Here is a 26,961-nt window from a genome sequence, read left to right as displayed (position 1 = left end):
CGTGCACCAGCACCTGCTCGTGTCCGACACCCGCCACTTCCGGGTCGAGGACGAGATCAACCCGTACATGGACCGCGCCCGCCAGCCCGATCCCGCCGCGGCGCGCGCCGAGCACGACGCGCTGGTCGCCGCCCACGCGGCGGCCGGGCGCACCGTCGAGCACCTGGCGAGCGCGCCCGGCGAGAGCGACATGGTGTTCACCGCGAACGCCGCCCTGGTCCGCGGCGACCGCGCCGTGCTCGGCCGCCCGCCCGCGGCCCGCGCCGGCGAGATCGCGCACGTCCGGGCCTGGCTCGCGGCCCGCGGTGTCGTCGCCGAGGACGCCCCGTACGCGTTCAGCGGGCAGGGCGACGCCCTCGCCCTGCGCGACGACCTGCTGCTCGCGGCGACCGGGCAGCGCACCGACCCGCGCATGCTCGGGGTCCTCGCCGAGCGCCTCGACCACGAGGTGGTGCCGCTGCGCACCGTCTCGCCGGAGTTCTACGACCTCGACCTCGCCGTCGGCGTGCCCGACCCCGACGGCCTGCTCGCCTGGTGCCCCGAGGCGCTGGACGAGCCCAGCCGTGCGCGCGTGCGCGGGCTGCGCCGACGCGGGTTCACGCTCGTCGAGGTGGACCTCGCCGAGGCCCGGGCGTTCGCGCTGAACCTCGTCGGCGACGGCCGCCACGTCACCATGACCCGCGGCGCCCCGCGCCTGGCCGCCGCGCTGCGCGCGCACGGTCTGACCGTCACCGAGCTCGCCACCGAGCAGCTGGCGCGCAGCGGCGGTGGTGTGCGGTGCACGGCCCTGACGCTGGACGTGCCGGGGACCCGGACGGCGGTGGCCGCGTGACGGCGCTCGTGTACCGGGGCCCGGCGAGCCTGCCCGGCTGCCCCGAGGCGGTCGCGTCCGTGGTGGCCGCGTCCGGGCTCGACGTGCGCTACGTCGGCCCGGACGAGGACCTGGCGCTCACCGACGACGTGCTGGCCGGCGCGACGCTGTACGCCCAGCCGGGCGGCGGCACCCTGCGGCAGGGGTGGCGCCGGATGCGCCGGCACCGCCGCGCCGTGCGCCGCTTCGTCGGCGACGGCGGGCACTACGTCGGGTTCTGCCTCGGCGCCTACCTCGCCGGTTCGACACCCGGGTTCGGGCTGCTGCCCGGCGACACCGACCAGGCCCTCGACACCGAGGACGACACCGTGATCGAGGTCGACTGGGGCGGGACGCGGCGCGCGGTGTTCGCGCAGGACCCGGCGGCGCTGCTGGTCGACGGGCGCGCCGACGTGCTGGCGCGCTACCCCGACGGGCAGGCCGCGGCGGTCGTGGCCCCGTACGGCGCCGGGCGCGTCGGCGTCGTCGGGCCGCACCCCGAGGCGACCACCGACTGGTTCACCGATGTCGGCCTGCCGGTCACCGACGCCCGCGACCTGGCCCGCGACCTGATCGTCAGGACCCTGTCGTGAGGGCCCTGCTGCTCGGCCTCGCCGTCCTGCTGGCCCTCGCCGGGTGCGCCACCCCGCCCGCCCAGGCCGCGCCGTGGCCCGAGCGCCCGTCGGTCGACCTGTCCTACGACCTCGCCCCCGACCTGTCCGGCGCCACCGGCCGCGAGTCGGTGACGTTCACGCCCGACCGGCGGATCTGCGAGCTCGTGTTCCGCGCCTGGCCCAACGCGCCGTCGCCGGCGTCGGAGGGCAACGCGCTGTCGGTCACCGACGCCGCGGTCGACGGCCGCCCCACCGCGCCGGTCGTCCGGCCGGGCGGCGGCGCCGGGACGCTGGTCGAGCTGCCCCTGGCGTCGTGCGTCGAGGCGGGCACGCCCGTGCGCGCCGAGCTGGGCTTCGCGCTGCGCCTCGGCCGGGACGCCGACGAGCGCCTCGGGACCTCCGCCGGCACCGCGTGGTTCGGGTCCGGGTTCCCGATGCTCGCCTGGGTGCGCGGGCAGGGCTGGGTCCGCGACGACGCCGTCCGGATCCCCGGCGAGACCGCCGTCAGCGAGGAGTTCCGCCTCGACGCGCTGCGCGTCACCGCCGCCGAGGGTGCCGCGGTCTCCGGGGTCGGCCGTGCCGAGGGCACCGCGCCGGGCCCGCGTCCGGGCACCACCACGCACACGTTCCGCGCCGACGGCGTCCGGGACGTGTCGGTCGCGGTCGGCGCCTACGAGGTGCTCGAGCGCGAGGTCGCCGGGGGCACCCGGCTGCACCTGTTCACGCCGGTCGCGGGCACCCGCGTGCCCCCGCAGCGCTGGGCCGACGAGATCGACGCGTCGCTCGGGCGGCTCGAGGACCTCCTCGGCCCGATGCCGCAGCCCGACCTGTGGGTGGCGATCGCGCCGTCGCAGTCGTCGGGCATCGAGTACCCGGGCGCGCTGCAGTTCGGCGACACCGCCCCGGACGAGCTGCGCGGGCTCGTCGCCCACGAGCTCGCCCACCAGTGGTTCTACGGGCTCGTCGGCAACGACCAGGGCCGCGATCCGTGGCTCGACGAGGCGTTCACGACCTACGCGCAGGCCCGGGTCACCGGGACCGAGGAGAGCTACGTGGTCGACGAGGACCGCGACGACCTGGGCGACCCCATGTCCGCCTGGGCCGAGCGCGGCTTCGGGCCCTACAACACCGGCGTCTACGTCCAGGGCGCCGCGGTGCTGCTCGCCGCCCGCGAGCGGGCCGGCGCCGACCGCTTCGACGACGCCCTGCGCGCCTACGTGGCCGCGAACGCGCACGGCGTGGCGACGCCCGACGACGTCGCGCGCGCGTTCGCCGACCTGCCGGCGGTGACCGACGCGCTCACGCGCGCCGGGGCACTGCCCCCGACCGGAGGAGCCCGATGACCGCCACCCCCACCGCCGCCCACCGGCGGGACGCCGCGCCCGCCGCGGCATCCCCGCCGCAGGGCCGCGTCCTCGGTGTCGACGCCGCCCGCGGGGTCGCGCTGCTCGGGATGATGGCCGTGCACGCGCTCTACGTCACCGACGCGCAGGGCCAGGAGACCTGGGTCGGGCTGATCGCCACCGGCAACGCCGCGGCGCTGTTCGCCGTGCTCGCCGGCGTGGGGATCGCGTTCCTCACCGGCCGGGCGCGGGTGCGCGGCGCCGTGGACACCCGGCGCGCGGCGGCGTCGCTGACCGCGCGGGCGGTGGTGATCGGGCTGCTGGGGCTGGCCCTCGGGGGTGCCACCGACCCCGAGGTCGCCACGGTGATCCTCGCCTACTACGCCGTGCTGTTCGTGCTCGCGATCCCGCTGGTGCTGCTGCCGACGCGCGTGCTCCTCGCCGGCGCGGTGCTGGGGGCGGCCGCGATCCCGGTCGGATCGCACCTCGTCCGCGGGCACCTGCCCCCGCCGGACCTGGACAACCCGTCCCTGTCCTGGCTGGTCACCGACCCCGCCGAGCTGCTGCGCGAGCTCTTCCTCACCGGCTCCTACCCGGCGCTGTCGTGGCTGCCGTACCTGGCCGTGGGCCTGGCGATCGGGCGCGCGCCCCTGCGCTCGCCCCGGCTCGCGGCCGGGCTCGCCGGGGGCGGGGTCGCGCTGGCGGCGGCCGCGTCCGGGGCGTCGGCGCTGCTGCTCGGCCCCGGCGGCGGCCTCGCCCGGATCACGGCGGCGTCGTCGGCGCTCGACCCGGCGGACCTGCAGGAGATCCTCACGGTCGGCCCCGACGGCACCACCCCCACGACGACGTGGTGGTGGCTCGCCGTCGACACCCCGCACTCGTCGACCCCGCTCGACCTCGCCCGCACCACGGGCATCGCGCTCGCCGTGATCGGGGCGCTGCTGCTGCTCGACCGGGTGCGCCACCCGGTGGCCACCGTGCTGCACGCACCCCTGGCCGCCGCCGGGGCGATGACGCTGACCTTCTACACCCTGCACGTGCTGTTCCTGAACTCGCCGGTCGACGTCTACGACCCGGTGCCCGGGTACGTGCTGCAGGTCGTCGCGGTGCTGCTGCTCGGGCTCGCGTGGCGGGCGAGCGCGGGGCGCGGGCCGCTGGAGTCGCTCGCGTCGGCGGCCGGCGTCCGGGCGGCGCGGTGGGTGACGCCGGGCTGATCAGCGGGTCCTCCCCCGGCGGGGTCGGGTCTTCCCCCCTCCCCGGGCGGCGCGGCGGCGTCAGGCTCGTGATCGTCCCGCCCGCCCCGTCCGCCGGAGACGACGATGACCTACCACCTCGGTGTCGACCTCGGCGCCACCATCACCACCGCCGCCGTGCACCGCGACGGCCGGGCGGGCGTCGTCCTGCTGGGCGAGTCCAGCGCGGCGATGCCGTCGGTGCTGCTCTGGCCCGCCGAGGGCGCCCCGCTCGTCGGTGACGCCGCGGTGCGCGCGGCCGTCGCCGAGCCGGGCCGCGTCGCCCGCGACATCCGCGCCCGCCTCACCGACCCCGCACCGTTCCTGCTCGACGGCGCGCCGTTCGCCGCGGGCGCGCTGCTCGGGGTGCTGCTGCGCCGGGTCGTCGACCTCACCGCCGAGCGCGAGGGCGGCGCGCCCGACGCGATCGTGCTGACCCACCCCGCGACCTGGGGCGACGAGGAGCGCGCCGCCCTCGCGGGCGTGGCCGCCTCCCTCGGGCTCGGCGCCGTCGAGCTCGTGGCGGCGCCCGTGGCCGCCGCCGTCGCGCACGCGGCCGACCACCCGGTGGGAGAGGGCGCCCCGGTCGCCGTCGTCGAGCTGGGTGGCGGGCGTGTCGAGGCCACCGTGCTGCGGCGGGCGGCGGGCTCGTTCGCGGTGACCGGCACGCCGGTCAGCGAGGAGGGCGACCCGGCCGTCGCCGACGTGCTGGGCTCGGCACTGGCGGGGGCCGGGGTCACGGCGACGGAGCTCGAGAGCGTGCTGCTGGTCGGCCGGTCGACGCGGATCGGGTCGACGGCCGCCGTGCTGGGCGCCGAGACGGGGCGCCCGGTGGCGACCGGCCCGGAGCCCGAGCACGCGGTCGCCGCGGGCGCGGCGCACCTCGCGGCCCGGCGCAGCGAGGCGATGACCTCGCTCGCTCCCGTCGCGGCCGCTCCCGTCCCCCGCCCCCGCCCGGCGGTCGCCGAGGACCCGGCGACGGGCCCGGTGCACCTGCCGCCCCCTCCCCCGGCGCCGGGCAGCCCTCGCCGGCGGGGTCTCGTGGCCGCGCTGGCGGCCGCGGCGATCGTGCTCGGCGGCGTCGGGGGCGGCGCGTACGCCCTGGTCGGGGCCGCGAGCCCCGCGCAGGCCGCCCCACCGGCCGTCGTCACCACCGAGTCCGCCCCGGTGCCCACGACGACCACGACGACCACCACGACGAGCGCCCCGGCACCGGCCACCGCGGCCGTCGCGAGCACCGCCGAGCCGACCGCCCCGCGGTCGCGCGAGACCCCACGCCGCCCGCGCAGCACCACGACCCCGGACCGGGGTGCGAGCCAGGGCAGTGGGTCGCACGGCACGACGACCACCCACGACACCGACACCCACGGCACCGACACCCACGGCACCGACACCCACGGCACCGACACCCACGGCACCGACACGGACTCCGGCGACACCGACCACGGCGGCGACGACGGCGGGGACACCGCCCCGGCCCCGGCCCCGAGCTGGTGACCGTGGGGAGTGTCAGCCTGGCGGCCACGCTGACGTTGAACGTCAGGAAAGCCACCACGATCTCGGCGACGCCGAGCTGGCGGCGAAACTGACGCTGAACGCCAGCCTGGCCGCCAGGCTGGTTCAGAAGGCGCGCACGTGCGGGGTGCGGACGAGGGCGGTACCCAGTTCGGCGGCGGTGAGCAGGGTCGGCGCGTCGAAGGCCTCGCGCACGATCGCGGCCCGGTGAGGTCGTGGTCGGCGGTGTAGTCGTTGGTCACCACGACCGTCGCCAGCCCCGCCGCCAGTGCCGCGCACAGCCCTGGCCCCGAGTCCTCGACCGCCACGGTGCGCGCGGCGTCGACGTCGAGGCGGGCGAGCGCGAGCCGGTAGGCCTCAGGGTCGGGCTTGAGCGCCGCCACGTCGTCGCCGCACACCACGACCTCGGCGGTGCCCTCGCCGAGCAGGTGGGCGAGCAGCGGCTCCACCCACGCCCGCCGCCCCGTCGTCGCGACGGCGATCCGCACCCCGTGCGCGCGCAGGTCGTCGACGAGCGCCGGCAGCCCCGGGCGCGGACCGATCTCACCGCGGCGCACCACCTCGGTGAACAGCGCGGTCTTCGTCCGGTGCACGCGCGCCGCGAGCTCGTCGGCGTCCCCGACCCCGCGCTCCCGCAGCGCCGCGGCGACCCGCCGGCGCCCCCCGGTGATCGCGAGCAGCTCCCCGTACCGCGCGACGTCCCACGCGAGGTCGATCCCGTGCGCGGCGAACGCGTCGTTGAACGCGATCCGGTGCCCGTCGCGCTCGGTGTCGGCGAGGGTGCCGTCGACGTCGAACACCACCGCGTCCGGGAGCTCCGCCGTCCTCACCGCGCCGCCTCCATCAGGTGGTAGAGCAGCAGCAGCTGGGCGATGGCGAGCGGTTCGCTGCGCGCGTCGCCGAGGCGCCCGAGGCACTCGGGGGTCTCGGTGTCGGGCGACCCGAGCGAGGTCCAGATCGCCTTCTCCACCGCGATGCTCTCCTCGCGCGGCACGTAGCCGTGCACGTGCAGCGACTCGACCGGCCGGCCGTCGGGGTCGCGCTCGAGCTTGAGGTGCATGGCGCGCGAGAGCCCGGGCTGCAGGGCCTCGGTGAGGTCGGGGTGGTCGATCGTCGGGCGCATCATCATCGTCGCCGACAGCGGCGTGTCCGGCGGATCGTTGCGGCCCTCGATCGGCGCGAACCGCACGACGAGGTCGGCGTTGCCCCGCTGCGGGCGGATGTGGGCCTCGGACTCGGGCTCGCGACGCTCCAGCTCGGCGAGCACCTTCTCCTCGGTGTAGCCGCGCTTGCTGGTGTCGCGCGCGACCTTCCACCCGCGGCGGATCTCCTCGGGCGGGTCGAGGAAGACGGTGACGTCGAAGCAGGCCCGCGAGAGCTTGCTCCACAGCGGGAAGAGCCCCTCGACGATGACGAACTCCGCCGGCTCGACCAGCTCCGGGCGCACGAGCTGCCCGGTGCCGTGGTCGTAGACCGGCTTGAGCACCGGGGAACCCGTCGCGAGCAGCTGCAGGTGCTGCTCCATGATCTCGAGGTGGTTGCAGTCGGGGTGGAGCGCGGTGAACGGCAGCTCCTTGCGCTCCTCCCGGTCGTAGCGGTGGTAGTCGTCGGTGCACAGCGACACGCACCGCTCGGGCCCGAGAGCCTCCACCAACCCCTTCGTCATCGTCGTCTTGCCGGCCGCGCTGTCCCCGGCGATCGCGAGCATCACCGGACGGCGGACCGGGGGCGCACCACCGGCACGCCGGATGCGCAGGGACTTGTCGGGCACGAGGTCTCCCTTCGACGGCCCCGACGCTAGGCAGCGGCGCCCGGCGTGTGCTCCCCCGTCACGGGGGGTCCGACGGGGGAGACGAAGCCTGCGGAGCTCGACCATCGAGACAGATCAGTGCCTAGGGTGAGCAGGATGACGGGGTCCGCACCGCTGCGCGTGGTCCTCGTCGACGACCACGAGATGGTGGTCGCCGGGCTCAAGGCCATGCTCGCGCCCTTCTCGGGGCGGGTCCGCGTGGTCGGCAGCGCCAACAGCGCCCGCGAGGCCCTCGACGTCGCGGTGTCCCTCGCACCCGACATCGTGCTGTGCGACGTGCGCCTGCGCGGCGACAGCGGCCTCGACCTGTGCCGCAGCCTCGCCGAGCGCGCGCCGGGCCAGAAGGTCGTGCTGCTGTCGGTGTACGACGACGAGCAGTACCTCTACCAGGCGCTGCGGGCCGGGGCGGCCGGCTACCTGCTCAAGCACATCGGCGGCGAGGAGCTCGTGCGCCACCTCGAGCTCGCCGCGTCCGGCACGACGGTCGTCGACGCGACGATGGCCGGACGCGCAGCGGCGTCGGCCGCCCGCCTCGAGCGCGACGAGTTCTGGCCGGGCGCGCACCTGGGGCTCACGCAGCGCGAGAGCGAGGTGCTCGCGCTGCTCGTCGCCGGGCACAGCAACCGCGCGATCGCCGCCGAGCTCGTCATCGGCGACGAGACGGTGAAGAGCCACGTGCGCGCGCTGCTGCGCAAGCTCTCGGTGCCCGACCGCACGGCGGCCGTGGCGGCGGCGCTGCGCGAGGGGGTGTTCCGGTGACGGCGCCCCGGGGCCTGGGCCTCGCCGATCCCGAGCGCGAGAACGCCGTCCTGCTCGCGATCATCGAGGCCGCGACGAGCGGACCCGGCGTCGAGCCGCTCGCCGCCGCCGTCGCGCACGTGATCACCGAGGCCACCGCCACCGACGTCTGCTTCGTGCACGTGCTCGACGACGCCGAGCCCTCGCTGACCCTGGCCGGGGCGACGCCACCGTTCGACGCCCAGGTCGGTGCGGTCCGGCTGCCGCTGGGCACCGGGGTGACGGGCTGGGTCGCGAGCCACCGCGAGCCGGTCGTGATCCCCGCCGACAAGCAGGACGACCCGCGCTACGTCGCGATCCCGGGGCTGCGCGGCGAGGCGTACACGTCGATGGTGTCGGTGCCGATGGAGAGCGAGCCGGCGGGGCTGGTCGGGGTGCTCAACGTGCACACCGTCGCGCGCCGCGAGTTCGACGACCGCGACGTGCGGCTGCTGCGCACGATCGGCCGGCTCGTCGCGGGCGCGGTGCACCAGGCCCGCACGCACCGGCGGCTCGCGGCCCGCGAGGAGGCGCACGGGCGGTTCGCCGAGCAGATGGTGGCCGCGCAGGAGGCCGAGCGGCAGCGCCTGGCCCGCGACATCCACGACGGGATCTCCCAGCGCCTGGTGACGCTGTCGTTCCACCTCGACGCGGTGCGCACGTTCCTCGACCGGGCCGAGGCGCAGGCCGCGCAGGCCGACCTCACCACCGCCTGTGACCTCGTGGTCACCACCCTCGACGAGGCCCGCGCGGCGATCGGGGCCCTGCGCCCGCCGGTGCTCGACGACCTCGGGCTCGCGGGCGCGCTCGCCGCGCTGGCCCGCGGGCTGCCCGACGTGCGCGTCGTCCTCGACCTCGACGACCGCCGGCTGCCCGAGCACGTCGAGGTCGCGCTGTACCGGATCGCCCAGGAGGCCCTGCAGAACGTCCTCAAGCACGCCGACGCCGAGGAGGTCACCGTGCGCCTCGAGTCGTCGCCGGACGGGGTGGCGCTGACGCTGGCCGACGACGGCGGGGGATTCGACCCGGCCGCCGGGTCCCGGGGCTACGGCCTCGCCTCGGTCCGGGAGCGCGCGGAGCTCGTCGGCGGTTCCGTGCGCGTGATCTCGCGGCCCGGCACCGGGACGACGGTGACCGTCACCGTCCCGCTCGACACTCAGCCGAACGACGAAGAGTCCGCCGGGAACACTTGATTGTCCTGCGCACGGTCGGCCCCGCACCCTCGTGCCATGGCCGATCGATGGAGCGCGGGCGTCATCCCCTACGCGGAGATGGGGTACTGGCAGCCCGACTACGAACCCAAGGACACCGACCTGCTCTGCGCGTTCCGCGTGACGCCGCAGGACGGCGTGCCGCCCGAAGAGGCGGGCGCCGCGGTCGCCGGCGAGTCCAGCACGGCGACGTGGACCGTCGTCTGGACCGACCGGCTCACGACCTTCGAGCACTACCAGGCGAAGTGCTACCGGGTGGAGCCCGTCCCGGGCGCCGAGGGGCAGTGGATCGCCTACATCGCCTACGACCTCGACCTCTTCGAGGAGGGGTCGATCGCCAACCTCACCAGCTCCATCATCGGCAACGTCTTCGGCTTCAAGCCGCTCAAGGCCCTGCGCCTCGAGGACATGCGCATCCCGCCGCACTACGTCAAGACGTTCCAGGGCCCGGCGCACGGGATCGTCACCGAGCGCGAGTACCTCAACAAGTTCGGCCGCCCGCTGCTCGGCGCGACCACCAAGCCGAAGCTGGGGCTGTCGTCGCGCAACTACGGCCGTGTCGTCTACGAGGCCCTGCGCGGCGGGCTGGACTTCACCAAGGACGACGAGAACATCAACTCGCAGCCCTTCATGCGCTGGCGCGACCGCTTCCTGGCCTGCATGGAGGCGGTGAACCGGGCGCAGGCCGAGACCGGCGAGGTCAAGGGCCACTACCTCAACGTCACCGCCGCGGACATGGAGGACATCTACGAGCGCGCCGAGTTCGCCCGCGACCTCGGCAGCGTCATCGTCATGGTCGACCTGACCGTCGGCTACACCGCGATCCAGTCGCTGGCCAAGTGGGCGCGGCGCAACGGCGTGATCCTGCACCTGCACCGCGCGGGCCACGCGACCTACACGCGCCAGAAGAACCACGGCGTGAGCTTCCGCGTGATCTCCAAGTGGATGCGCCTCGCCGGCGTCGACCACATCCACGCCGGCACCGTCGTCGGCAAGCTCGAGGGCGACCCGGCGTCGGTCCACGGCTTCTACGACGTGCTGCTCAAGGGCCGCTACGACGCCGACCCGTCGAAGGGGCTGTACTTCGAGCAGGACTGGGTGTCGATGCCCGCGACGATGCCGGTGGCCTCCGGCGGCATCCACGCCGGCCAGATGCACCAGCTGCTGCACCACCTCGGCGAGGACACGGTCCTGCAGTTCGGCGGCGGCACCATCGGCCACCCGATGGGCATCGCCTCGGGCGCCGAGGCCAACCGCGTCGCCGTCGAAGCGATGATCAAGGCGCGCAACGAGGGCAAGGACTTCCTCGCCGAGGGCCCGGAGATCCTCCGCGACGCCGCGAAGCGCAACAAGCCGCTGGACATGGCGCTGTCGACGTGGGGCGACGTCACCTTCGACTACGCCTCCACCGACACCGTCGACGCCACCCCGACGCCCGCCTGAGGAGGACACCGTGCGCATCACCCAGGGAACCTTCTCGTTCCTGCCCGACCTGACCGACGACGAGATCACCGCGCAGATCGCCTACGCGCTCGAGCACGGCTGGCCGTGCTCGGTGGAGTACACCGACGACCCGCACCCCCGGAACACCTACTGGGAGATGTGGGGCCTGCCGCTGTTCGACCTGGCCGACCCCGCGGCGGTGCTCGACGAGGTCCGCGCGTGCCGCGAGGAGCACCCCGAGCACTACGTGCGCGTCAACGCCTACGACGCGAGCCTCGGGCGCCAGACCGTGGCCCTGTCGTTCCTGGTGCAGCGGCCGAGCGAGGAGCCCGGCTTCCGCCTCGACCGCCAGGAGGGCGTCGACCGGCGCATGCACTACAGCGTCCACTCCTACGCCACGGAGCGGCCCGCGGGCTCGCGCTACGGCGCGACGGCGGGTCCGTCGACCCGGGGGAACGGCCAGGGGAACGGGCATGGCCGGCACTGACAACGGACGGGTCTCCTTCGCGACGGGCGGGCGGGCGTCCCGCCCGTCCGTCGCGTCGGCCCCCGAGCCCGAGGACGCACCCGACGAGACGCTCGCCCCCGACGCCGTCGTCGACCTCGACGCCGTGCGCCGGGAGGCGGGTGTCGACGACGTGCTCGACGGCCTCGACCGGGAGCTGGTCGGGCTCGCGCCGGTGAAGGAGCGCCTGCGCGAGCTCGCGGCGCTGCTGGTGGTCGACCGGATCCGCGAGCGCTTCGGCGTCGCCACCGACCGCCCGACCCTGCACATGTGCTTCACCGGCAACCCCGGCACCGGCAAGACGACCGTCGCGCAGCGCATCGGCGACCTGCTCAAGGGCCTGGGCTACCTGCGCCGGGGCCACCTGGTCACCGCGACGCGCGACGACCTCGTCGGCCAGTACGTCGGGCACACCGCCCCGAAGACCAAGGAGATCGTCGGCAAGGCGCGCGGCGGCGTGCTGTTCGTCGACGAGGCGTACTACCTGCACCGGCCCGGCAACGAGCGCGACTACGGCGGCGAGGCCATCGAGATCCTCCTGCAGGCGATGGAGGAGAACCGCGACGACCTGGTCGTCGTGCTCGCGGGCTACGCCGACCGGATGGCCACGTTCTTCGAGGCCAACCCGGGGATGCAGAGCCGGATCGCGCACCACGTCGACTTCCCGGACTTCAGCGCCGACGAGCTCGTGACGATCGCCGAGGGCATGGTCGCCGAGCAGGGGCTGGCGTTCTCGGCCGAGGCGCACGAGGCGCTGCGCGAGTACCTGGCGCTGCGCCGCGAGCAGGAGTGGTTCGCGGGCGCCCGCAGCGTGCGCAACGCGCTGGACCGCGCCCGCATGCGCCAGGCGCGCCGGCTCGCCGAGGGCGGCGGCTCGATCGGCCTCGCCGACGTCACCACCCTCGAGGCCGCCGACCTGCGCGCCAGCCGCGTCTTCGCCGGTGGCCACCGCACCTGACCCATGTGAGTACTTTCCGGGCCTATAGGCCCGGAAAGTACTCACATAGGTTCGGCGGGTGACCACCACCGCGCGCCTGCGGGCGTTCGTCGCCCTCGCCGACCAGGGGTCGGTGCGCGGGGCGGCCGCGGCGCTCGTGGTCACCGAGTCCACCGTCTCCGCCGCGGTGCGCGCGCTGGGCGACGAGGTCGGCGTCGCCCTGCTCGAGAAGGACGGGCGCGGCGTGCGCCTCACGCCCGCCGGCGCCCGCTACGCCGACTACGCGCGCCGGATCCTCGGACTGCTCGACGAGGCCACCACCGCCGCGCGCGGCGAGGCCGACCCCGAGCACGGCCACGTGCGCCTCGGCGCGGTCACCACCGCCGGCGAGCACCTGCTGCCCGCCCTGCTCACGTCGTTCCGCGCGCGCCACCCGCACGTCGGCGTCGGGGTCGAGGTCGCCCCCAGCGCCGCGGTCTGGTCGATGTTGCGCCACCACGAGCTCGACGTCGTCGTCGCCGGCAGCCCGCCCGGAGACGACGTCGACGCGCACGTCCGTGCCCGCCGCGAGAACACCCTGACCGTCGTCGGCGCCCCCGGGACGGCCGCGGGCTTCGACCCGGCGACCGCGACCTGGCTGCTCCGCGAGACGGGCTCGGGCATCCGCGCCACGCTCACGGCGCTGCTCGAGGACCTGCCCGGCGAGCCGCCGCGGATGGTGCTCGGGTCGCACGGCGCGACGATCGCCGCGGCGCGCGCCGGGCTGGGGGTGACGCTGGTGGCGCGCGAGGGCGTCGCGCGCCTGCTCGGCGAGGGATCGCTGATCGAGCTGGCGGTGCCGGGCGTGCCGATCTCGCGCCCGTGGCACGTCGTGACCCACCCGGACGCGACGGCCAGCACGGAGCTCCTCGTCCACCACCTGCTGGCGGACGAGGAGCTCGGGTGGCGGCGGGCGTGAGCCACGCCGGAGTCCCGGACCGCGACCCGTGTCCCGAGGACACGGGTCGCGCCCGGCGCGGTCTCAGGCGGCCACGGCCCGGTCGACCTCACGGCACAGGGCCGCGCGGCCCGCGTCGGCCGCCGCCGGGTCGCCGCGCCACGCGAGCAGCGCCGGCGAGACGAGCGCCCGGCCGAACGAGAACGTCAGCGGCCACGGACCGCCGCGCGCCCGGATCGCGGCGAGGTTCGCGGCGGCGACCTCCGAGGGCTGCCCGCCGGAGAGGAACGCGACGCCGGCGAGCTCGACGGGCATCGTCGCGCGCAGGGTGTCGACGGTGGCGCGGGCGACCTCGGCGGGCCCGGCCGTCTGCCGCGCGCCCTCGCCCGCGGTGACCATGTTCGGCTTGAGCACCATCGCGGCCGGGTCGACGCCGGCGCGGTCGAGGGCACGGGTCAGGGTGGCGAGCGTGCGGCCCGTCGCGGCGGCGCAGACCTCGATGCGGTGCCCGCCCGCGCTGAGGATCTCGGGTTCGACGATCGGCACGAGGCCACCGTCCTGACAGGTGCGCGCGTAGACCGCGAGCGCGTCGGCGTTCGCCTCGAGGGCGCGGCTCGACGGGCGGCCGGCGCCGAGGTGCAGCACCGCGCGCCACTTCGCGAACTCGGCGCCGAGCCGCACGTACTCGGCGACCCGGTCGGCCAGGCCGTCGAGGCCCCCGGTCAGCGTCTCGCCGTCCTCGCCGCCCGCGAGGGGCACGGTGCCGGTGTCGACCTTGATGCCGGTCTGGATCCCGGCGTCGGCGAGCGCGGCGGGGAACGGGCGGCCGTCGGCGAGGTGCTGGCGCAGCGTCTCGTCGCAGAGGATGACGCCGCTGACGCCCGCCGCGAGGTCCTCGCCGGTCACGAGCAGCTCGCGGTAGGCCCGGCGGTGCTCCTCGGTCGGCGCGACGCCGGCGTCCTCGAGGCGCTTCGACATCGTCGTCGGGCTCTCGTCGGCGGCGAGGATGCCGCGTCCGCCGGCGACGAGCCGCGCGGCGGTGGCGCGGAGCTCGTCGGTGGTGCTGGTCGGGCTGGTGGTGCTGGTCGTCGTGGTCACGGCGGCCTCCCTCGGCGTTCTGCGTCGACCGACGCTACGAACGCGCGCCCCGTGGGACGTCCCCTGCGCGGTGGAGCCGAGGGGGGAGATCGATCCCGACTACTCCTCCTCGTCATGACTCTGGTCCGGCCGTGGCGCCCCGACCAGGATCACCGGTCATGAACCCCCAGCCCCGGACCGCGGGCGTGCTGCTGGCCGCAGCGATCGTCCTCGAGGTGGTCGTCGTCCTCGTCCTCGTCACGGTCCTCGTGACGAGCCGCTCGACCGGCGCCCTCGTCGGTGCCGTGCTCGCCCTCGCGGTGGCCTCGATGCTGACGGTGCTCGCCGTCATCAACCTCGTGCGCAGCCGGATGCACCACGCGATGCACGGGTTCGCCGGCGCGGCCCTCGCCGGACGCTTCGGGCCCGGCACCGGGTTCGGCGCCGGTCCCGGGTTCGGCGCCGGTCCCGGGTTCGGCGCCGGTCCGGGTCGCGGTGGGTTCGGCGGCGGTGTCGGCCCGGGCGGCGCCCGCGGCGGCAGCAGCCCGGGTCCCTGGTACGACCCGACGTGGGAGACCTGGCCGGGCCCCGACCAGTACCACCACGGGCACCACGACCACGGTCATCACCACGACCACCACCACGGCGGCTGGTCCGACCCGGGGTGGTCCGGCTCCGACTCGGGGTCCTCCTCCGACTCCGGCTCGTCGAGCGACTCCGGGTCGTCGTCGAGCGACTCGGGCTCCTCGTCGAGCAGCTCGTCGGACTGATCAGGCGTCGACGGGCGCGGCGAGGCGGGCGAGGACCGGGCGCACGATCGCCGCGTACTCGTGCAGGTGGGTGGCCTGCGGGAGGTGCGCCCCGGGCGTCTCGATCAGCGGCACGCCGAGCCCGTCGGCGGCCCACTGCGCGGCGCCGTGGAGGCAGTGCAGGCGCGCCTCGGGGTCGGCGTTGTCCGTACCGGCCAGGACGACGGAGGGCACGGCGATCTGCGCGAGCTGGCCGGCGGTGGGCAGGTAGCCCACCGAGGACGCCATCTCCATGCCGAACACGACCTCGCCGTCGTCGAGCATGCGGTCCCGGAAGGCCGGGTCCATCGCCTCGTAGACCTCGTCCCCGTCCGCCCACCGCAGGAACAGCTCCATCGCCAGCCGCGGACCGCCCCGCGCCATCGCGTCGGCCACGATCCCCTGCAGCCCCTCGACGACCGCCCGGCCCGCCGGCGTGACCGTGAGGAACGCCGGCTCGTGGAACACCGCGCCCCGCAGCACCTCGGGGTGACGCAGGGCGAGGTTCGTCAGGACGAGCCCGCCGCCGCTGTGCCCGTACCCCACGGCCGGGGCGAGGTCGAGCGCCTCGAGCAGCGCCGCGGCGTCGTCGGCCTGCTCGTCCATCGAGGTGTTGGTCCAGCCCTCCGGCCGGGGGCTGCGCGAGGTGCCCCGACGGTCGTAGCTCAGCACCGTGAACTCGTCGGCGAGGAGATCGCCGATCTCCGTCCAGAACCCCGCGTCGCCCGGCGCGCCGGAGATGAACACGACCGGCGGGCCCTCGCCGCGCCGCTCGTAGTACAGCGTCGTGCCGTTCACCGCGATCGTCGCCATGCGCGCTCCCCTGCCCGACGGCTCCCGTGGGTCGGGGCCGTGGTCGCGAGACTCGCGCGCGGATCGATCCCGCGGACGGCCGAGGCGGGAAGTACGTACGCCGCGGCAGGGTCAGTCGCCGACCACGCGCAGGGCCGGCGCCCGGCCGTGGGCCTCGGGCTCGACGTGGTCGGTGGAGGAGACCAGACGCAGCCCCGGTCCGCTCGCGTCGATCACCTCGAGGGCCTCGATCAGGCTGCGCAGCAACGCCTCCCGCGGGACGGCGCGCGAGATCCACACCTGCCGGGTGTGGGCGTCGGCCACCCAGGCGGTCCTGCCGTCGAGGGGCACCCAGTAGACGCTGACGCCCGCCTCGGTCAGCAGCGGCAGGGCGGCGAGCGGCTCCGGCGTCGGGTCCGGTGTCGCGGTCATACCCGGCAAACGCGCTGGTCGGCGGATCGGATCGGTGCCCGCCGGGAAGTGACGACGTCCGGACCGATCACGTGCAGCAACAGGACGAACGCGCTGCGCTCATCGTCGCCGGGACGACCGGGAGAGCTCACCCCGGCGCCGCGAGGATCGCCCGCGGCGCCGGGGGAGATTTCTGCCGACCCACCCTCCGCTCCAGAGCGTCAGCCGACGCGGATCCCGGCGGGCAGGCGCGTGCCCTCGCCGGCCAGCGGGTCGGAGTCGCACGCCCGGTCGGGTCGCCGCACCGACAGCTCCAGCGGCACCGGTCCACTTCCACCGGTCGAGCTCCGCTGCGCTCCGTCTCCCGCGTCCTTGCGGGGACCCCGGGTCGTCCGGTGCGAGTGGTCCAGCGAGGGCTTGGGGATGACGGTGTCCATCTCCAGCTTCGCCAGCTCGCGCTCGCCGTTGCCGAGCACGCACTCGGGGTCGGGACCGTCGAGCGGCAGGCCGGTGAAGAACTTCGCCGCCATGCAGCCGCCCTGGCAGGCGTCGTAGTGCGAGCACTTGGTGCACGCCCCGCCCGACTGCGGCCCGCGCAGCTCCGCGAACAGCTCCGACTCCTGCCACACGGTCTTGAAGCCGCCCTCGGACCGGACGTTGCCGGCGAGGAACTGCTCGTGGATCGCGAAGGGGCAGGCGTAGACGTCGCCGACCGGGTCGATGAGGCACACCACCCGCCCGGCGCCGCAGAGGTTGAGGCCGGGCAGCTCCTCGCCGAACGCGGAGAGGTGGAAGAACGAGTCGCCGGTGAGGACGTCCTCGCCGCGCGCGACCAGCCAGTCGTAGAGCTGGCGCTGCTGCTCGCGGGTGGGGTGCAGCTCGTCCCACGAGTCGGCGCCGCGGCCCGACGGGCGGAAGCGGGTGATCCGCAGCTGGGCGCCGTAGCGGTCGGCGATCGCCTTGAAGTCGTCGAGCTGGTCGACGTTGTGCCGCGTGACCACCACGCTGATCTTGAACTGGCCGAACCCGGCCTCGTACAGGTTCTCCATCGCGCGGATGGCGGTGTCGTACGAGCCCGGGCCGCGGACGTGGTCGTTGACCTCGGCCGTCGCGCCGTCGAGGGAGATCTGGACGTCGACGTAGTCGGTGGCCGCGAGCTGCGCGGCCCTGGCCTTGTCGAGCTTGACCCCGTTGGTGGAGAACTTGACGCCGACGTCGTGGGCGATCGCGTAGTCCAGCAGCTCCCAGAAGTCGCTGCGGACGGTCGGCTCGCCGCCACCGATGTTGACGTAGAAGACCTGCATGCGCTGCAGCTCGTCGATGACGGCCTTGGCCTCGTCGGTCGACAGCTCGTTCGGGTCGCGCCGCCCCGAGCTGGACAGGCAGTGCACGCAGGACAGGTTGCAGGCGTAGGTGAGCTCCCAGGTGAGGCAGATCGGGGAGGTCAGGCCTTCGACGAAGTGCTCGACGAGCTTCATGAGGTGGTGTCCCGTCGCTGGATCGTGCCCGCCTTCGCGAGGCCGGCGAGAGCCTTCAGGTACTGCTCCCGCTGTGGTGCAGGAACCTCGGCCGCCTCGAGGGCGCCGTGGACGTCGGGGTGGTCGGCGAGCGCCTCCACGACCCGGACCAGCAGCCGCGTCTTGAGGAACGACAGCCGGCGGGTGTGGAAGTCGTACACGAGGGCGCCGAACGACTCCGGGCGCACCGAGACCGAGCCGGAGATCCGGTACGGGCTCTCGGCGTCGAAGTCACCGACGCCGGCGGGAGCCTTGGGTCCGGCCCCCGCCGCCGTCGTCGACATCAGTAGACGCCGCACATGCCGTCGATCGAGACCTCTTCGACGAGGGTCTCCTCGACGAGCTCGTTCTCCTCCATGGCCGTCCTCCTCACCAGCGGGTGCCTCGGGCGCTGCGAACGGTAAGCGGCACTCGGTGCCACCGGAAGACCGGCCGCGGACGGGATCCGCCCCTCCGTTCGGTGGGGGCGTTCTCCGTGCGGCGTTGGTAGGAGATGCTCTGATGATGGCGACCAGGAGTGCACGACGGGTTCCGGTGGCCCAGCGCCTCGAGAACGTCGCGCTCGAGCTGTTCGCGTCGCAGGGGTTCGACGAGACCACCGTCGACGAGCTCGCCGTGGCCGGCGGGGTCGGCCGGCGCACGTTCTTCCGGTACTTCCCCACCAAGCTCGACGTGGTGCTCGGCGAGCTGGACGACGGCCTCGCCGCCCTGGTCGCCGCCCTCGCCGACGAGCCCGGCGACGACCCGGTGGCCGCCGCGCGCGCCGCCTTCCTCGCGATCAACCACTACGCCGCCGCCGAGCTGCCCGCCCTGCGCCGCCGTCTCGGGCTCATCGAGGACGTGCCGGAGCTCGCCGCGCGCGCCACCGTCCGCTACCGCGACTGGGAGTCCGCGCTCGCCGCCGACGCCGCGCGCCGCTGGGACGACGACCCGGCCTCGCTGCGCGCCCAGGTGTTCGGCCGGGCCGTCGTGGCCTCGATGCGCGCGGTGTTCAGCGCCTGGCACGGCCGGCCCGAGGCGGACGCCGACGCGCTGGGCGGCCTCGTCGAGGAGGCGTTCGACGCCCTGGCGCGGGGGTTCGCGTCGCGGTGAGCGCCGACCTGATCGACCTCGACCCCGCCTCGTCCGACCCGCCCTACGAGCAGCTGCGCGCCCGGGTCACCGAGCTCGCCCGCACCGGCGCGCTGGCCCCGCACACCCGCCTGCCCGCGGTGCGCCGCCTCGCGGGCGACCTCAACCTGGCGCCCGGCACCGTCGCCCGCGCCTACCGCGAGCTCGAGGCCGCCGGCGTCGTCGAGACCCGCGGGCGGCTCGGCACGTTCGTCGTCGGCGCGGACACCGCCGCCGACCCGGCCCGCGAGCTCGCCGCCGAGTACGCCCGCGCCGTCACCGCGCTCGGCGTCTCCCGGGAACGCGCGCTGGACCTCGCCCGCGCGGCGCTGGCGGAGCGCTGACTTCGCGACCTCGCCACCTCGTTACTGGCTGGTATCGCTCGCCAGGCGAGCGATACCAGCCAGTAACCGCCGTCGTCCCGGTCGCTGAACGCCTCACCACGGCACCTCGGCGCGGTCCTCCCACAGCCGTCCGGTCGGCGCCGGGTCGGACGGGGTCGAGGCGCGCCGGCAGAGCCAGATCGCCGTGTCCGCGCCCTCCTCGATCGACCGGGGCGCGTCGGGCCCGCCCATGTCGGTGCGGCAGTGGCCCGGGCACGTCGCGTCGACGAGCACGCCGCGCCGGCCCAGCGCGAGCTCGTGGGCGAGGTTGCGGGTCAGCGAGTTCAGCCCCGCCTTGGCGACGCGGTAGGGCGCGAGCCCGCCCGCGGAGCCGGGACCGGTCATGCGCCCGAGGCAGGCGCTCAGGTTGACCACGCGTCCCCACCGCCGGCGCGCCATCCCCGGCACGAGCGCGGAGATCAGCGCGAAGGGGGCGTCGAGGTCCACGGCGCGGACGTCGCGCCACGCGGACAGCGACGCGTCGAGGGTCTTCGAGCGGGGCGCGCTCATCACCGCCGCCGCGTTGACCAGCACGTCCACCTCGAGCCCGTCCACCCGCGCGGCGATCCCGTCGACGTCGGCGAGGTCGTGCACGAGGGCCCGCCCGCCGAACGACGCGGTCGCGGCCTCGAGGGCCCCGCCGTCGCGCGCCACGCCGATCACCGTCGCCCCCGCGCCCGCGAGCCCCGCGGCGATCGCCCGGCCCAGCCCGCGGCTCGCGCCGGTGACGAGCGCGGTGCGCCCGGAGAGATCGTCGGTCACCGCACAGACGTTCCCCGCGCCACCCCCTTCCACCCGCTTCCGTTGTCGCGTATGAATGGCAACAACTCGAACCGGACAACGCCGCACGGTGGGCAGGCCCGGAACCTGTCCGAAGGTCCAGGGCGGGCACCGTCGCCGTGGTCGGGATCACCGCGCGCCTCTGTCCCGGTGACCCGCGCCACGCCTAGCGTCGCGCCGGATCGCGAGGAGCCCGCTCCCCGGGGCCGGGCTCCCGGACCGACGTCGACGAGAGGACCCCCATGCAGGTTGACGAGCTGCTCAAGCCGTTCCCGATCAAGGAGTTCCACCCCTTCCCGCGGGCGCTGCTCGGGCCCGGCTCGCACGAGCTGATCGGCCCCGAGGCCCTGAAGATGGGCTTCAAGAAGACGCTGATCATGACCTCGGGTCTGCGCGGCACGGACATCGTCCACAAGATCTCCGAGTCCATGAAGTGGCACGGGATCGAGACGGTCATCTACGACCAGGTCGAGTCCAACCCCAAGGACTACAACGTCATGGACTCGGTGAAGCTGTACCAGGAGAACTCCTGTGACAGCTTCGTCTCCATCGGCGGTGGCTCCTCGCACGACGCCTGCAAGGGCGCGCGCATCTCGGTGGCGCACGACGGCCGCAACGTCAACGAGTTCGAGGGCTTCAACCAGTCCGAGAACCCGAAGAACCCGCCGCACATCGCGGTCTCCACCACGGCCGGCACCGGCTCGGAGACCTCGTGGGCGTACGTCATCACCGACACCACGACCGACCCGAACAACCCGCACAAGTACGTCGCGTTCGACGACAACTCGGTCACGAGCCTCGCGATCGACGACCCGGTGCTCTACTACGACTGCCCGGTCGACTTCACCGCGCAGTGCGGCTTCGACGTGCTCGCGCACGCCTCCGAGCCCTACGTCTCGCGGCTGAACTTCGAGCCGAGCCTGGGCAACGCGATCCGCGCGATCGAGCTGACCAACGAGCACCTGCGCGAGGCCGTGTGGAACGGGCAGGACCTGCCCGGCCGCCAGGGCATGATGTACGCGCAGTACATCGCCGCCCAGGCGTTCAACTCCGGTGGCCTCGGGATCATCCACTCGATCTCGCACGCGGTGTCGGCCTTCTACGACACCCACCACGGCCTGAACAACGCCGTCGCGCTCCCCCGCGTGTGGGCGTTCAACATGCCGGTGGCCTACAAGCGCTTCGCGCGCATCGCCCAGGCCATGGGCGTGGACACCACGCACATGACCGACGTCCAGGCCGCGGAGGCCGCGCTCGCCGCGTCCATCCGCCTGCTGCGCGACGTGGGCATCCCGGAGAAGTTCACCGACGTCACCCAGGACTCGTACTCGAAGAACCGTCTGGGCCAGGGCCCGACGAAGTTCTACGAGGGCCAGAAGACGATCACGGGCAACGACGCCGACGTGGACCGCATCACCAACCACGTCCTCGGGGACGCCTGCACCCCGGGCAACCCGAAGGAGTGCACCTTCACGACGGTGCGCCCCGTGGTCGACCACTGCCTCAACGGCGACCTGGACGACCTGCTCAGCTGATCGGTCCTGCCCGGTGCCCGGTGAGGTCGGCGTCTTCCGCTGGCCCACCGGGCACCGGTGTGTTCCCCTCGCTCTGCCACCTCAGGAAGGACCCCGCGTGACCAGCACGACCGAGCAGTCCGGCGTCGGTGCCCCGTTCCCCTTCGATTCGGTCGACGAGGTCGTCGACGCGCTCGCGGAGCAGGGCTACATCGCCGACCGACGGCTGGCGACGACGGTGTTCCTGCTGACGCGGCTCGAGAAGCCGCTGCTGCTCGAGGGCCCGGCCGGCGTCGGCAAGACCGAGCTGGCCAAGATGCTCGCGCTGGCCACGGGCCGGCGCTTCCTGCGCCTGCAGTGCTACGAGGGCCAGGACGAGACCAAGGCCCTCTACGAGTGGGACTACGGCAAGCAGCTGCTCTACACCCAGATGCTGCGCGAGAAGATCGCCGAGATCGTCCAGGACGCCCCCGACATCAAGACGTCGGTCGAGCGGATCGCCAACCAGGACAGCGTCTTCTTCTCCGAGGAGTTCCTCGCCGAGCGGCCCCTGATGGAGGCCATCCGCTCCGACGAGCCCGTCGTGCTGCTGATCGACGAGGTCGACCGCGCCGACGAGGCCCTCGAGGCGGTGCTGCTGGAGACGCTCGGCGAGTTCCAGATCTCGGTGCCCGAGGTCGGCACGTTCACGGCCGAGAACGCGCCCTACGTCATCCTGACCAGCAACAACACGCGCGACCTGGCCGCCGCCCTCAAGCGCCGCTGCCTGCACCTGTTCCTCGACTACCCCAGCGCCGAGCGCGAGCTGGAGATCGTCCGGTCGAAGCAGACCGGGCTGCCCGAGGCCACGGCGCGCGAGCTCGTCGAGGTCGTCCGCGGCCTGCGCGAGCTCGAGCTGCGCAAGGCGCCGAGCATCTCCGAGACCATCGACTGGGCCCGCACGCTGGCCGTGCTGGGCGTCGACGAGCTGAACAGCGCGATCCTGTCCGACACGGTGTCCGTGGTCGTCAAGTACGACAAGGACGTCACCAAGGCCCTCGGCGCCCTGCCGAAGCTCGTCGACCCGAACGCCGTGGTCGACGACGCGCACGGGCACGGCCACGGGCACGGGCACGGCCATGGGCACGAGGACAACGGCCGCTCGAGCGGGCCCGCCCCGGCCACGTCGCGCCGCGTCGACGACGACGCCGACGACGGCCCCGACGGGCGGGCCGTGCGCGCCGCGAAGGACGAGGAGGGCCGGCACGTCGGGCACTACGCGGCGGGTGTGGAGGCCAAGGAGAAGGCCCGCAGCGGCGAGGTCGACCCGCCGAAGAAGCGCCCGGTGAGCTCGGGCCAGGGCAGCCGCTCGTTCGGTGCCGGCCTCGGCAAGCGCCGCGCGCTCTAGCCCGCCCGGACGCTCGAGAGGAGGGCCTCGATGGAGGCCAGCATCCACCGCTTCGTCCGGCTGCTCCGCATCCGGCAGGTCCGGATCTCCACCTCGGAGGTCCTCGACGCCATGCGCTGCGCGCGCGAGCCCGGCGTGCTCGCCGACCGCGAGACGCTCAAAGCCGCGCTGCGGGTCGCCCTGGTCAAGGACATCCGCGACGAGGACACCTACGACCAGATCTTCGACATGTTCTTCGCGCTGGTGCGGATCGGCGCGGAGGACCGGGGCCACGGCCACGGCCACGGCCACGAGGACCTCTCCGACGACGGCGCCCTGGAGAACTTCACGCTCTCCGAGGAGCCGAGCGAGACCCCGCAGGAGGGCCACGACCACGGCACGCCGGTCGACATCAAGGAGTTCTTCGACCCCGAGGACATGGCCCAGCAGTACAACCTGCACCAGGAGGCCAACAAGATCGACCTCGCGGCGATGACCGACGAGATCGTCTTCTCCAAGGACGGCGCCACCGACGAGACCGGGACCGGCGAGAAGGTCCAGATCGAGACCGACCGCCTGCACGGCGGCGGGCTGCCCGGCGACGTCGCGACCGAGGCCGGCACCAAGGTCGACGCCGACCTCAACGTCGCCCAGCAGGAGGCCCTGCTGGGCTGGCTGCAGGGCGTCGAGGACGGGGTGTCCGACGAGGGCGACGAGACCGACGCGATGGCGCTGCGCCGGCGGCTGGCCGGAATGCTCGAGAACCTGCCCGAGGCGATCAAGCGCCACCTCGAGCGGCTCCTGGAGATCGAGCAGCGCATCGTCGAGGGCGGCCACGACGAGGACGCCCACCGCGCCGAGGTCGACCGCGCCGAGGAGCACGAGCGTCAGCAGCTCGAGGACTCCCTGCGCCGGCTCGCCAAGACCCTGCACGGCGCGCTGACCCACAAGCGCCACGAGTCGGCGCGCGGGCGCATCGACCCCGGCCGCACGATGCGGCGCAACATGCGCTTCGACGGCATCCCGTTCCGCCCGGTGACCGTCGAGCGCACCGAGGACAAGCCGCGCCTGGTGATCCTCGCCGACGTGTCGCTGTCCGTGCGCGCCACCGCCCGCTTCACCCTGCACCTGGTGCACGGCCTGCAGGACATGTTCGGCCAGGTCCGCTCGTTCGCGTTCGTCGCGGACCTCATGGAGGTCACCGACCTCTTCGCCGACCACACCGTCGAGGACGCCCTCGGGCTGATCTTCGGCGGCGACCTCATCGACGTGGACGCCAACTCCGACTACGGGACGGCGTTCGGCACGTTCCTCGACGACCACGGGTCGGCGGTGAACCGGCGCTCGACGGTGATCATCCTGGGCGACGGCCGGGGCAACGGGAACGACGCGAACATGGAGGCGTTCGCCGAGATCACCCGGCGGGCGCGCGAGACGATCTGGCTGACCCCGGAGCCGCGCTACTCGTGGGGTCTCGGGGCCTGCGACCTGCCGCGCTACGCGGAGTTCGTCGACCGCATCCGCGTGGTGCGCGACCTCACCGGGCTCTCCGAGGTCAGCCACGACATGGCCGCCGAGATGATGGGGCGTTGACCGGGCTGCACGCCCCGGCGGCGGACTCGACGGGCACCGTGCTCATCGACCCCCTCGCCGCGCAGCACCCGGGGCGCTGGGAGGACGCGCGGGTCGTCGTGTGCCACGTCGACCGGGCCCCGGTGCCCGTGCGCCTCGTCGCCGCGCGCCCGCCCGAGCGGGTCACCGACCACTTCGAGGTGCACCGGCCCGGCGAGCGCCTGCTCGTGCTGCACCGGTTGCGCCCCGACGAGCTCGACGACGACATCGCCGGCCTGGTCGCCCGCGAGCTCTCCGGGCTCGTCACCTCGGCCGGCGACTTCGAGCGCATCTTCACCGGGATCGTGCGCTCGACGATCAGCGACCCGCTCACGGCCTGGTCGACGTTCTACGCCAACAGCCTCGCGGTGCTGCGCGACCCGCGGGCGCCGATCGACCCCGCCGCGCCGCCGGAGTCGTCGCTGGCGGCGTTCGCGCCGGTGCACGACCGCGCGCTGGCCGAGCTGCGGGGCCGCACCGTGCTCGACGTCGGCACCTGCTTCGGCTTCCTGCCCCTGCGCCTGGCGCAGGAGGGCTTCGACGTGATCGCCACCGACCACACCCCGGGCACCATGGGCCTGCTCGGCGCCGTCGCCCGTCGGCGCGGTGAGGCCGTGCGCCCCGTCGTCGCCGACGCCCGCGCCCTGCCCGCCGCGGCGCGCTCGGTCGACACGGTGACCGCGGTGCACCTGCTCGAGCACCTGCCCGCCGCCGACACCCTCGGGGTGCTCGACGAGATGCTGCGCGTCGCGCGCCGGCGCGTGGTCGTCGCCGTGCCCTACGAGGACGTCCCCGAGCCCGTGTACGGGCACGTGCGCACGTTCGACCACGCCGCCCTGCACGCCCTGGGCGAGCGCACCGGGCGCCCCTTCTCCGTGGCCGACGACCACGGCGGCTGGCTCGTGGTCGAGGCGGGCTAGAGGTCCTCCGGCGGCCGGACCTCGCGGCGGAGGATCTTCCCGGTCGGGCCCTTCGGCAGCTCGTCGAGCAGCCAGACGTGGCGGGGGTACTTGTAGGCCGCGACCCGCTCCTTGGCGAAGTCCCGCAGCTCCTCGACGTCCACCTCGGCGCCGGGGCGCAGGGCGACGGCCGCGCCGACCTCCTCGCCCAGGTCGCGGTCCGCGATCCCGACCACGGCCACCTCGGCGACCGCGGCGTGCTCGTAGAGGGCCTCCTCGATCTCCCGCGGGTAGACGTTGTAGCCCCCGCGGATGATCATCTCCTTCTTGCGGTCGACGATGAAGTAGTAGCCGTCGTCGTCGCGGCGGGCGACGTCGCCGGAGCGGAACCAGCCGTCGGGGATCGACTCGGCGGTCGCCTCGGGCCGGCCCCAGTAGCCCTTCATGAGGCCCTCGCCGCGGATGGCGATCTCCCCGGGGTCGTCGCCGGTCACGTCCTCGCCGGCGTCGTCGACCAGGCGCAGCTCCATGCCGGCCACCGGCCTCCCGACCGACCCGGCCCTGCGCTCGGCGTGGGGGTGGTTGAACGAGGCCACGGGCGAGGTCTCGGAGAGCCCGTAGCCCTCGAGCACGATGCAGCCGAAGGTGTCCTCGAACTCGCGGAGCACCTCGACCGGCATCGCCGAGCCCCCGGAGATGCAGCAGCGCAGCGACGACACGTCGTACTGCTCGCGGTCCTCGACGTGGAGCAGGCCCGAGTACATGGTGGGCACGCCCTCGAAGACGGTCACGCCGTCGCGCCCGATCATCGAGAGTGCCTTCGTCCCGTCGAAGCGCGGCAGCAGCGTGAGGCAGGCGCCGGACAGCACCGCGGAGTTCAGCCCGCAGGTCAGCCCGAACACGTGGAACAGCGGCAGGCACCCCATCACGACGTCGTCGGCGGTCAGCTCGGTCAGCGTGCCCGCCGAGGTGCGGGCGTTGGTCGACAGGTTCGCGTGGGTCAGCTCGGCGCCCTTGGGCGACCCCGTGGTGCCCGAGGTGTAGAGGATGACCGCGGTGTCGTCGTCGGCGCGCTCGACCGGCTCGTCGACCGGGGTGGCGCCCTCGAGCTGGGCGTCGTCGGGGCCCGCGGCACCGACCGCGATCACCTCGATGTCCCGGTCGCGCGCGGCCTCGCGCGCCGCGTCGGCGGCCTGGTCCCAGGCGAACACCACGGACACGCCCGCGTCGTCGAGGTAGAACTCGATCTCCCGGCCCTTGAGCAGCGGGTTCATCGGGACGACCACGCAGCCGGCCAGCAGGGCGCCGTAGAAGACGACCGGGAACGCCGGCACGTTGGGGAAGACCATCCCCACGCGGTCACCGGCCCCCACGTCGCGGGCGCGCAGCAGCCCCGCCACCCCCTGCGCGGCCGCGAGGAACTCGCCGTAGGTCACGGTCCGGTCGTCGAGGCGCAGCGCCGGCCGGTCACCGTGCTGCTCGGACGCCGCCACCAGCGCCGTTGCGAGATTCGTCACGGCCGCCCTGTGCCCCGTCCGG

Annotated in this window: 27 protein-coding genes and 1 pseudogene; 18 read left to right on the top strand and 10 right to left on the bottom strand. The window is 74.5% G+C overall.

Annotated elements, in window-relative coordinates; all coding sequences use genetic code 11:
- Nucleotide 1 precedes the first annotated feature (1 nt).
- The 5 genes from ACFPK1_RS06115 to ACFPK1_RS06095 all read left to right on the top strand — a co-directional run bounded on the left by ACFPK1_RS06115 (nucleotide 2) and on the right by ACFPK1_RS06095 (nucleotide 5,536).
- Entirely contained in the window at nucleotides 2-832 is an 831-nt protein-coding gene (locus ACFPK1_RS06115) for a dimethylarginine dimethylaminohydrolase family protein (protein WP_378020004.1), read from the top strand.
- Entirely contained in the window at nucleotides 829-1,443 is a 615-nt protein-coding gene (locus tag ACFPK1_RS06110; RefSeq protein WP_378020003.1) for a BPL-N domain-containing protein, read from the top strand. The genes ACFPK1_RS06115 and ACFPK1_RS06110 overlap by 4 nt, the downstream gene beginning before the upstream one ends.
- Nucleotides 1,440-2,807 (top strand): M1 family aminopeptidase, encoded by a 1,368-nt coding sequence (locus ACFPK1_RS06105; RefSeq protein WP_378020002.1) that lies wholly within the window; start codon nucleotides 1,440-1,442, stop codon nucleotides 2,805-2,807. Before ACFPK1_RS06110 ends, ACFPK1_RS06105 begins: the two co-directional genes overlap by 4 nt.
- Nucleotides 2,804-4,021, top strand: coding sequence for a heparan-alpha-glucosaminide N-acetyltransferase domain-containing protein (locus tag ACFPK1_RS06100; RefSeq protein ID WP_378020001.1), 1,218 nt, complete (start codon nucleotides 2,804-2,806; stop codon nucleotides 4,019-4,021). The genes ACFPK1_RS06105 and ACFPK1_RS06100 overlap by 4 nt, the downstream gene beginning before the upstream one ends.
- Nucleotides 4,022-4,126: 105 nt before the next feature.
- Nucleotides 4,127-5,536: an Hsp70 family protein gene (locus tag ACFPK1_RS06095; protein WP_378020000.1), complete on the top strand. Its 1,410-nt coding sequence runs from the start codon at nucleotides 4,127-4,129 to the stop codon at nucleotides 5,534-5,536.
- 317 nt (nucleotides 5,537-5,853) lie between these two features.
- Here ACFPK1_RS06095 and ACFPK1_RS06090 read toward each other — a convergent pair.
- Nucleotides 5,854-6,354: pseudogene (locus ACFPK1_RS06090) on the bottom strand (HAD family hydrolase); the annotation flags it as partial.
- A gap of 26 nt (nucleotides 6,355-6,380) precedes the next feature.
- Complete coding sequence (locus ACFPK1_RS06085) at nucleotides 6,381-7,325, bottom strand: phosphoribulokinase (protein ID WP_378019999.1); 945 nt, start codon at nucleotides 7,323-7,325, stop codon at nucleotides 6,381-6,383.
- Between the two features lie 135 nt (nucleotides 7,326-7,460).
- Here ACFPK1_RS06085 and ACFPK1_RS06080 point away from each other — a divergent pair, with 135 nt between their 5' ends.
- The 6 genes from ACFPK1_RS06080 to ACFPK1_RS06055 are packed head-to-tail and all read left to right on the top strand — an operon-like array spanning nucleotide 7,461 to nucleotide 13,195.
- The gene (locus tag ACFPK1_RS06080; protein ID WP_378019998.1) at nucleotides 7,461-8,123 is read left to right on the top strand and encodes a response regulator; all 663 of its coding nucleotides are present in this window, start codon (nucleotides 7,461-7,463) and stop codon (nucleotides 8,121-8,123) included.
- A complete protein-coding gene (locus ACFPK1_RS06075; RefSeq protein WP_378019997.1) occupies nucleotides 8,120-9,334 on the top strand; it encodes a GAF domain-containing sensor histidine kinase in 1,215 nt (404 codons plus the stop codon). Before ACFPK1_RS06080 ends, ACFPK1_RS06075 begins: the two co-directional genes overlap by 4 nt.
- Nucleotides 9,335-9,370: 36 nt before the next feature.
- Nucleotides 9,371-10,795, top strand: coding sequence for a form I ribulose bisphosphate carboxylase large subunit (locus tag ACFPK1_RS06070; protein ID WP_378019996.1), 1,425 nt, complete (start codon nucleotides 9,371-9,373; stop codon nucleotides 10,793-10,795).
- 10 nt (nucleotides 10,796-10,805) lie between these two features.
- Complete coding sequence (locus tag ACFPK1_RS06065; RefSeq protein WP_378019995.1) at nucleotides 10,806-11,282, top strand: ribulose bisphosphate carboxylase small subunit; 477 nt, start codon at nucleotides 10,806-10,808, stop codon at nucleotides 11,280-11,282.
- Nucleotides 11,269-12,258 carry an AAA family ATPase gene (locus ACFPK1_RS06060; protein WP_378019994.1) on the top strand — a complete coding sequence of 330 codons (990 nt, stop codon included), beginning with the start codon at nucleotides 11,269-11,271 and terminating at the stop codon, nucleotides 12,256-12,258. The genes ACFPK1_RS06065 and ACFPK1_RS06060 overlap by 14 nt, the downstream gene beginning before the upstream one ends.
- A 58-nt stretch (nucleotides 12,259-12,316) precedes the next feature.
- Nucleotides 12,317-13,195 carry a LysR family transcriptional regulator gene (locus ACFPK1_RS06055; RefSeq protein WP_378019993.1) on the top strand — a complete coding sequence of 293 codons (879 nt, stop codon included), beginning with the start codon at nucleotides 12,317-12,319 and terminating at the stop codon, nucleotides 13,193-13,195.
- Nucleotides 13,196-13,258: 63 nt separating this feature from the next.
- Here the strand turns inward: ACFPK1_RS06055 and ACFPK1_RS06050 are convergent, their stop codons facing one another.
- The gene (locus ACFPK1_RS06050; RefSeq protein ID WP_378019992.1) at nucleotides 13,259-14,272 is read right to left on the bottom strand and encodes a class I fructose-bisphosphate aldolase; all 1,014 of its coding nucleotides are present in this window, start codon (nucleotides 14,270-14,272) and stop codon (nucleotides 13,259-13,261) included.
- A gap of 158 nt (nucleotides 14,273-14,430) precedes the next feature.
- On the opposite strand from ACFPK1_RS06050, the gene ACFPK1_RS06045 reads away from it, so the two are divergent.
- A complete protein-coding gene (locus tag ACFPK1_RS06045) occupies nucleotides 14,431-15,021 on the top strand; it encodes a hypothetical protein (RefSeq protein ID WP_378019991.1) in 591 nt (196 codons plus the stop codon).
- Here the strand turns inward: ACFPK1_RS06045 and ACFPK1_RS06040 are convergent, their stop codons facing one another.
- The 5 genes from ACFPK1_RS06040 to mftA all read right to left on the bottom strand — a co-directional run bounded on the left by ACFPK1_RS06040 (nucleotide 15,022) and on the right by mftA (nucleotide 18,132).
- The gene (locus ACFPK1_RS06040) at nucleotides 15,022-15,852 is read right to left on the bottom strand and encodes an alpha/beta fold hydrolase (RefSeq protein WP_378019990.1); all 831 of its coding nucleotides are present in this window, start codon (nucleotides 15,850-15,852) and stop codon (nucleotides 15,022-15,024) included.
- A gap of 111 nt (nucleotides 15,853-15,963) precedes the next feature.
- Nucleotides 15,964-16,263: a hypothetical protein gene (locus tag ACFPK1_RS06035; RefSeq protein ID WP_378019989.1), complete on the bottom strand. Its 300-nt coding sequence runs from the start codon at nucleotides 16,261-16,263 to the stop codon at nucleotides 15,964-15,966.
- 200 nt (nucleotides 16,264-16,463) lie between these two features.
- Nucleotides 16,464-17,720, bottom strand: a complete 1,257-nt coding sequence (gene mftC / locus ACFPK1_RS06030; protein WP_378019988.1) for a mycofactocin radical SAM maturase — start codon at nucleotides 17,718-17,720, stop codon at nucleotides 16,464-16,466.
- Nucleotides 17,717-18,043, bottom strand: coding sequence for a mycofactocin biosynthesis chaperone MftB (gene mftB / locus ACFPK1_RS06025; RefSeq protein WP_378019987.1), 327 nt, complete (start codon nucleotides 18,041-18,043; stop codon nucleotides 17,717-17,719). Before mftB ends, mftC begins: the two co-directional genes overlap by 4 nt.
- Nucleotides 18,043-18,132, bottom strand: coding sequence for a mycofactocin precursor MftA (mftA, locus tag ACFPK1_RS06020; protein ID WP_378019986.1), 90 nt, complete (start codon nucleotides 18,130-18,132; stop codon nucleotides 18,043-18,045). The genes mftB and mftA overlap by 1 nt, the downstream gene beginning before the upstream one ends.
- Nucleotides 18,133-18,293: 161 nt before the next feature.
- Here mftA and ACFPK1_RS06015 point away from each other — a divergent pair, with 161 nt between their 5' ends.
- Both ACFPK1_RS06015 and ACFPK1_RS06010 read left to right on the top strand, forming a co-directional pair.
- Nucleotides 18,294-18,851: an acyl-CoA-like ligand-binding transcription factor gene (locus ACFPK1_RS06015; protein ID WP_378019985.1), complete on the top strand. Its 558-nt coding sequence runs from the start codon at nucleotides 18,294-18,296 to the stop codon at nucleotides 18,849-18,851.
- The gene (locus ACFPK1_RS06010; RefSeq protein WP_378019984.1) at nucleotides 18,848-19,213 is read left to right on the top strand and encodes a GntR family transcriptional regulator; all 366 of its coding nucleotides are present in this window, start codon (nucleotides 18,848-18,850) and stop codon (nucleotides 19,211-19,213) included. The genes ACFPK1_RS06015 and ACFPK1_RS06010 overlap by 4 nt, the downstream gene beginning before the upstream one ends.
- A gap of 93 nt (nucleotides 19,214-19,306) precedes the next feature.
- Here ACFPK1_RS06010 and ACFPK1_RS06005 read toward each other — a convergent pair whose 3' ends face one another.
- A complete protein-coding gene (locus tag ACFPK1_RS06005; protein WP_378019983.1) occupies nucleotides 19,307-20,014 on the bottom strand; it encodes an SDR family NAD(P)-dependent oxidoreductase in 708 nt (235 codons plus the stop codon).
- A gap of 260 nt (nucleotides 20,015-20,274) precedes the next feature.
- On the opposite strand from ACFPK1_RS06005, the gene mdo reads away from it, so the two are divergent.
- From mdo to mftM, 4 genes are all read left to right on the top strand, one after another.
- Entirely contained in the window at nucleotides 20,275-21,567 is a 1,293-nt protein-coding gene (mdo, locus tag ACFPK1_RS06000; RefSeq protein ID WP_378019982.1) for an NDMA-dependent methanol dehydrogenase, read from the top strand.
- A 97-nt stretch (nucleotides 21,568-21,664) separates the two neighbouring features.
- The gene (locus tag ACFPK1_RS05995) at nucleotides 21,665-22,933 is read left to right on the top strand and encodes an AAA family ATPase (protein ID WP_378019981.1); all 1,269 of its coding nucleotides are present in this window, start codon (nucleotides 21,665-21,667) and stop codon (nucleotides 22,931-22,933) included.
- A gap of 30 nt (nucleotides 22,934-22,963) precedes the next feature.
- Nucleotides 22,964-24,505 carry a VWA domain-containing protein gene (locus tag ACFPK1_RS05990; protein ID WP_378019980.1) on the top strand — a complete coding sequence of 514 codons (1,542 nt, stop codon included), beginning with the start codon at nucleotides 22,964-22,966 and terminating at the stop codon, nucleotides 24,503-24,505.
- Nucleotides 24,502-25,443, top strand: a complete 942-nt coding sequence (mftM, locus tag ACFPK1_RS05985; RefSeq protein WP_378019979.1) for a mycofactocin oligosaccharide methyltransferase MftM — start codon at nucleotides 24,502-24,504, stop codon at nucleotides 25,441-25,443. The genes ACFPK1_RS05990 and mftM overlap by 4 nt, the downstream gene beginning before the upstream one ends.
- On the opposite strand, the gene ACFPK1_RS05980 is transcribed toward mftM, so the two are convergent.
- On the bottom strand, nucleotides 25,440-26,939 hold the full coding sequence (locus tag ACFPK1_RS05980) for a long-chain-fatty-acid--CoA ligase (RefSeq protein ID WP_378019978.1): 1,500 nt from the start codon (nucleotides 26,937-26,939) through the stop codon (nucleotides 25,440-25,442). The genes mftM and ACFPK1_RS05980 overlap by 4 nt on opposite strands.
- Between the last annotated feature and the right edge of the window lie 22 nt (nucleotides 26,940-26,961).

Source organism: Actinomycetospora rhizophila (genome assembly GCF_042657905.1).
Classification (GTDB): Bacteria; Actinomycetota; Actinomycetes; order Mycobacteriales; family Pseudonocardiaceae; genus Actinomycetospora; species Actinomycetospora rhizophila.
This window is presented reverse-complemented; position numbering and strand designations above follow the sequence as displayed.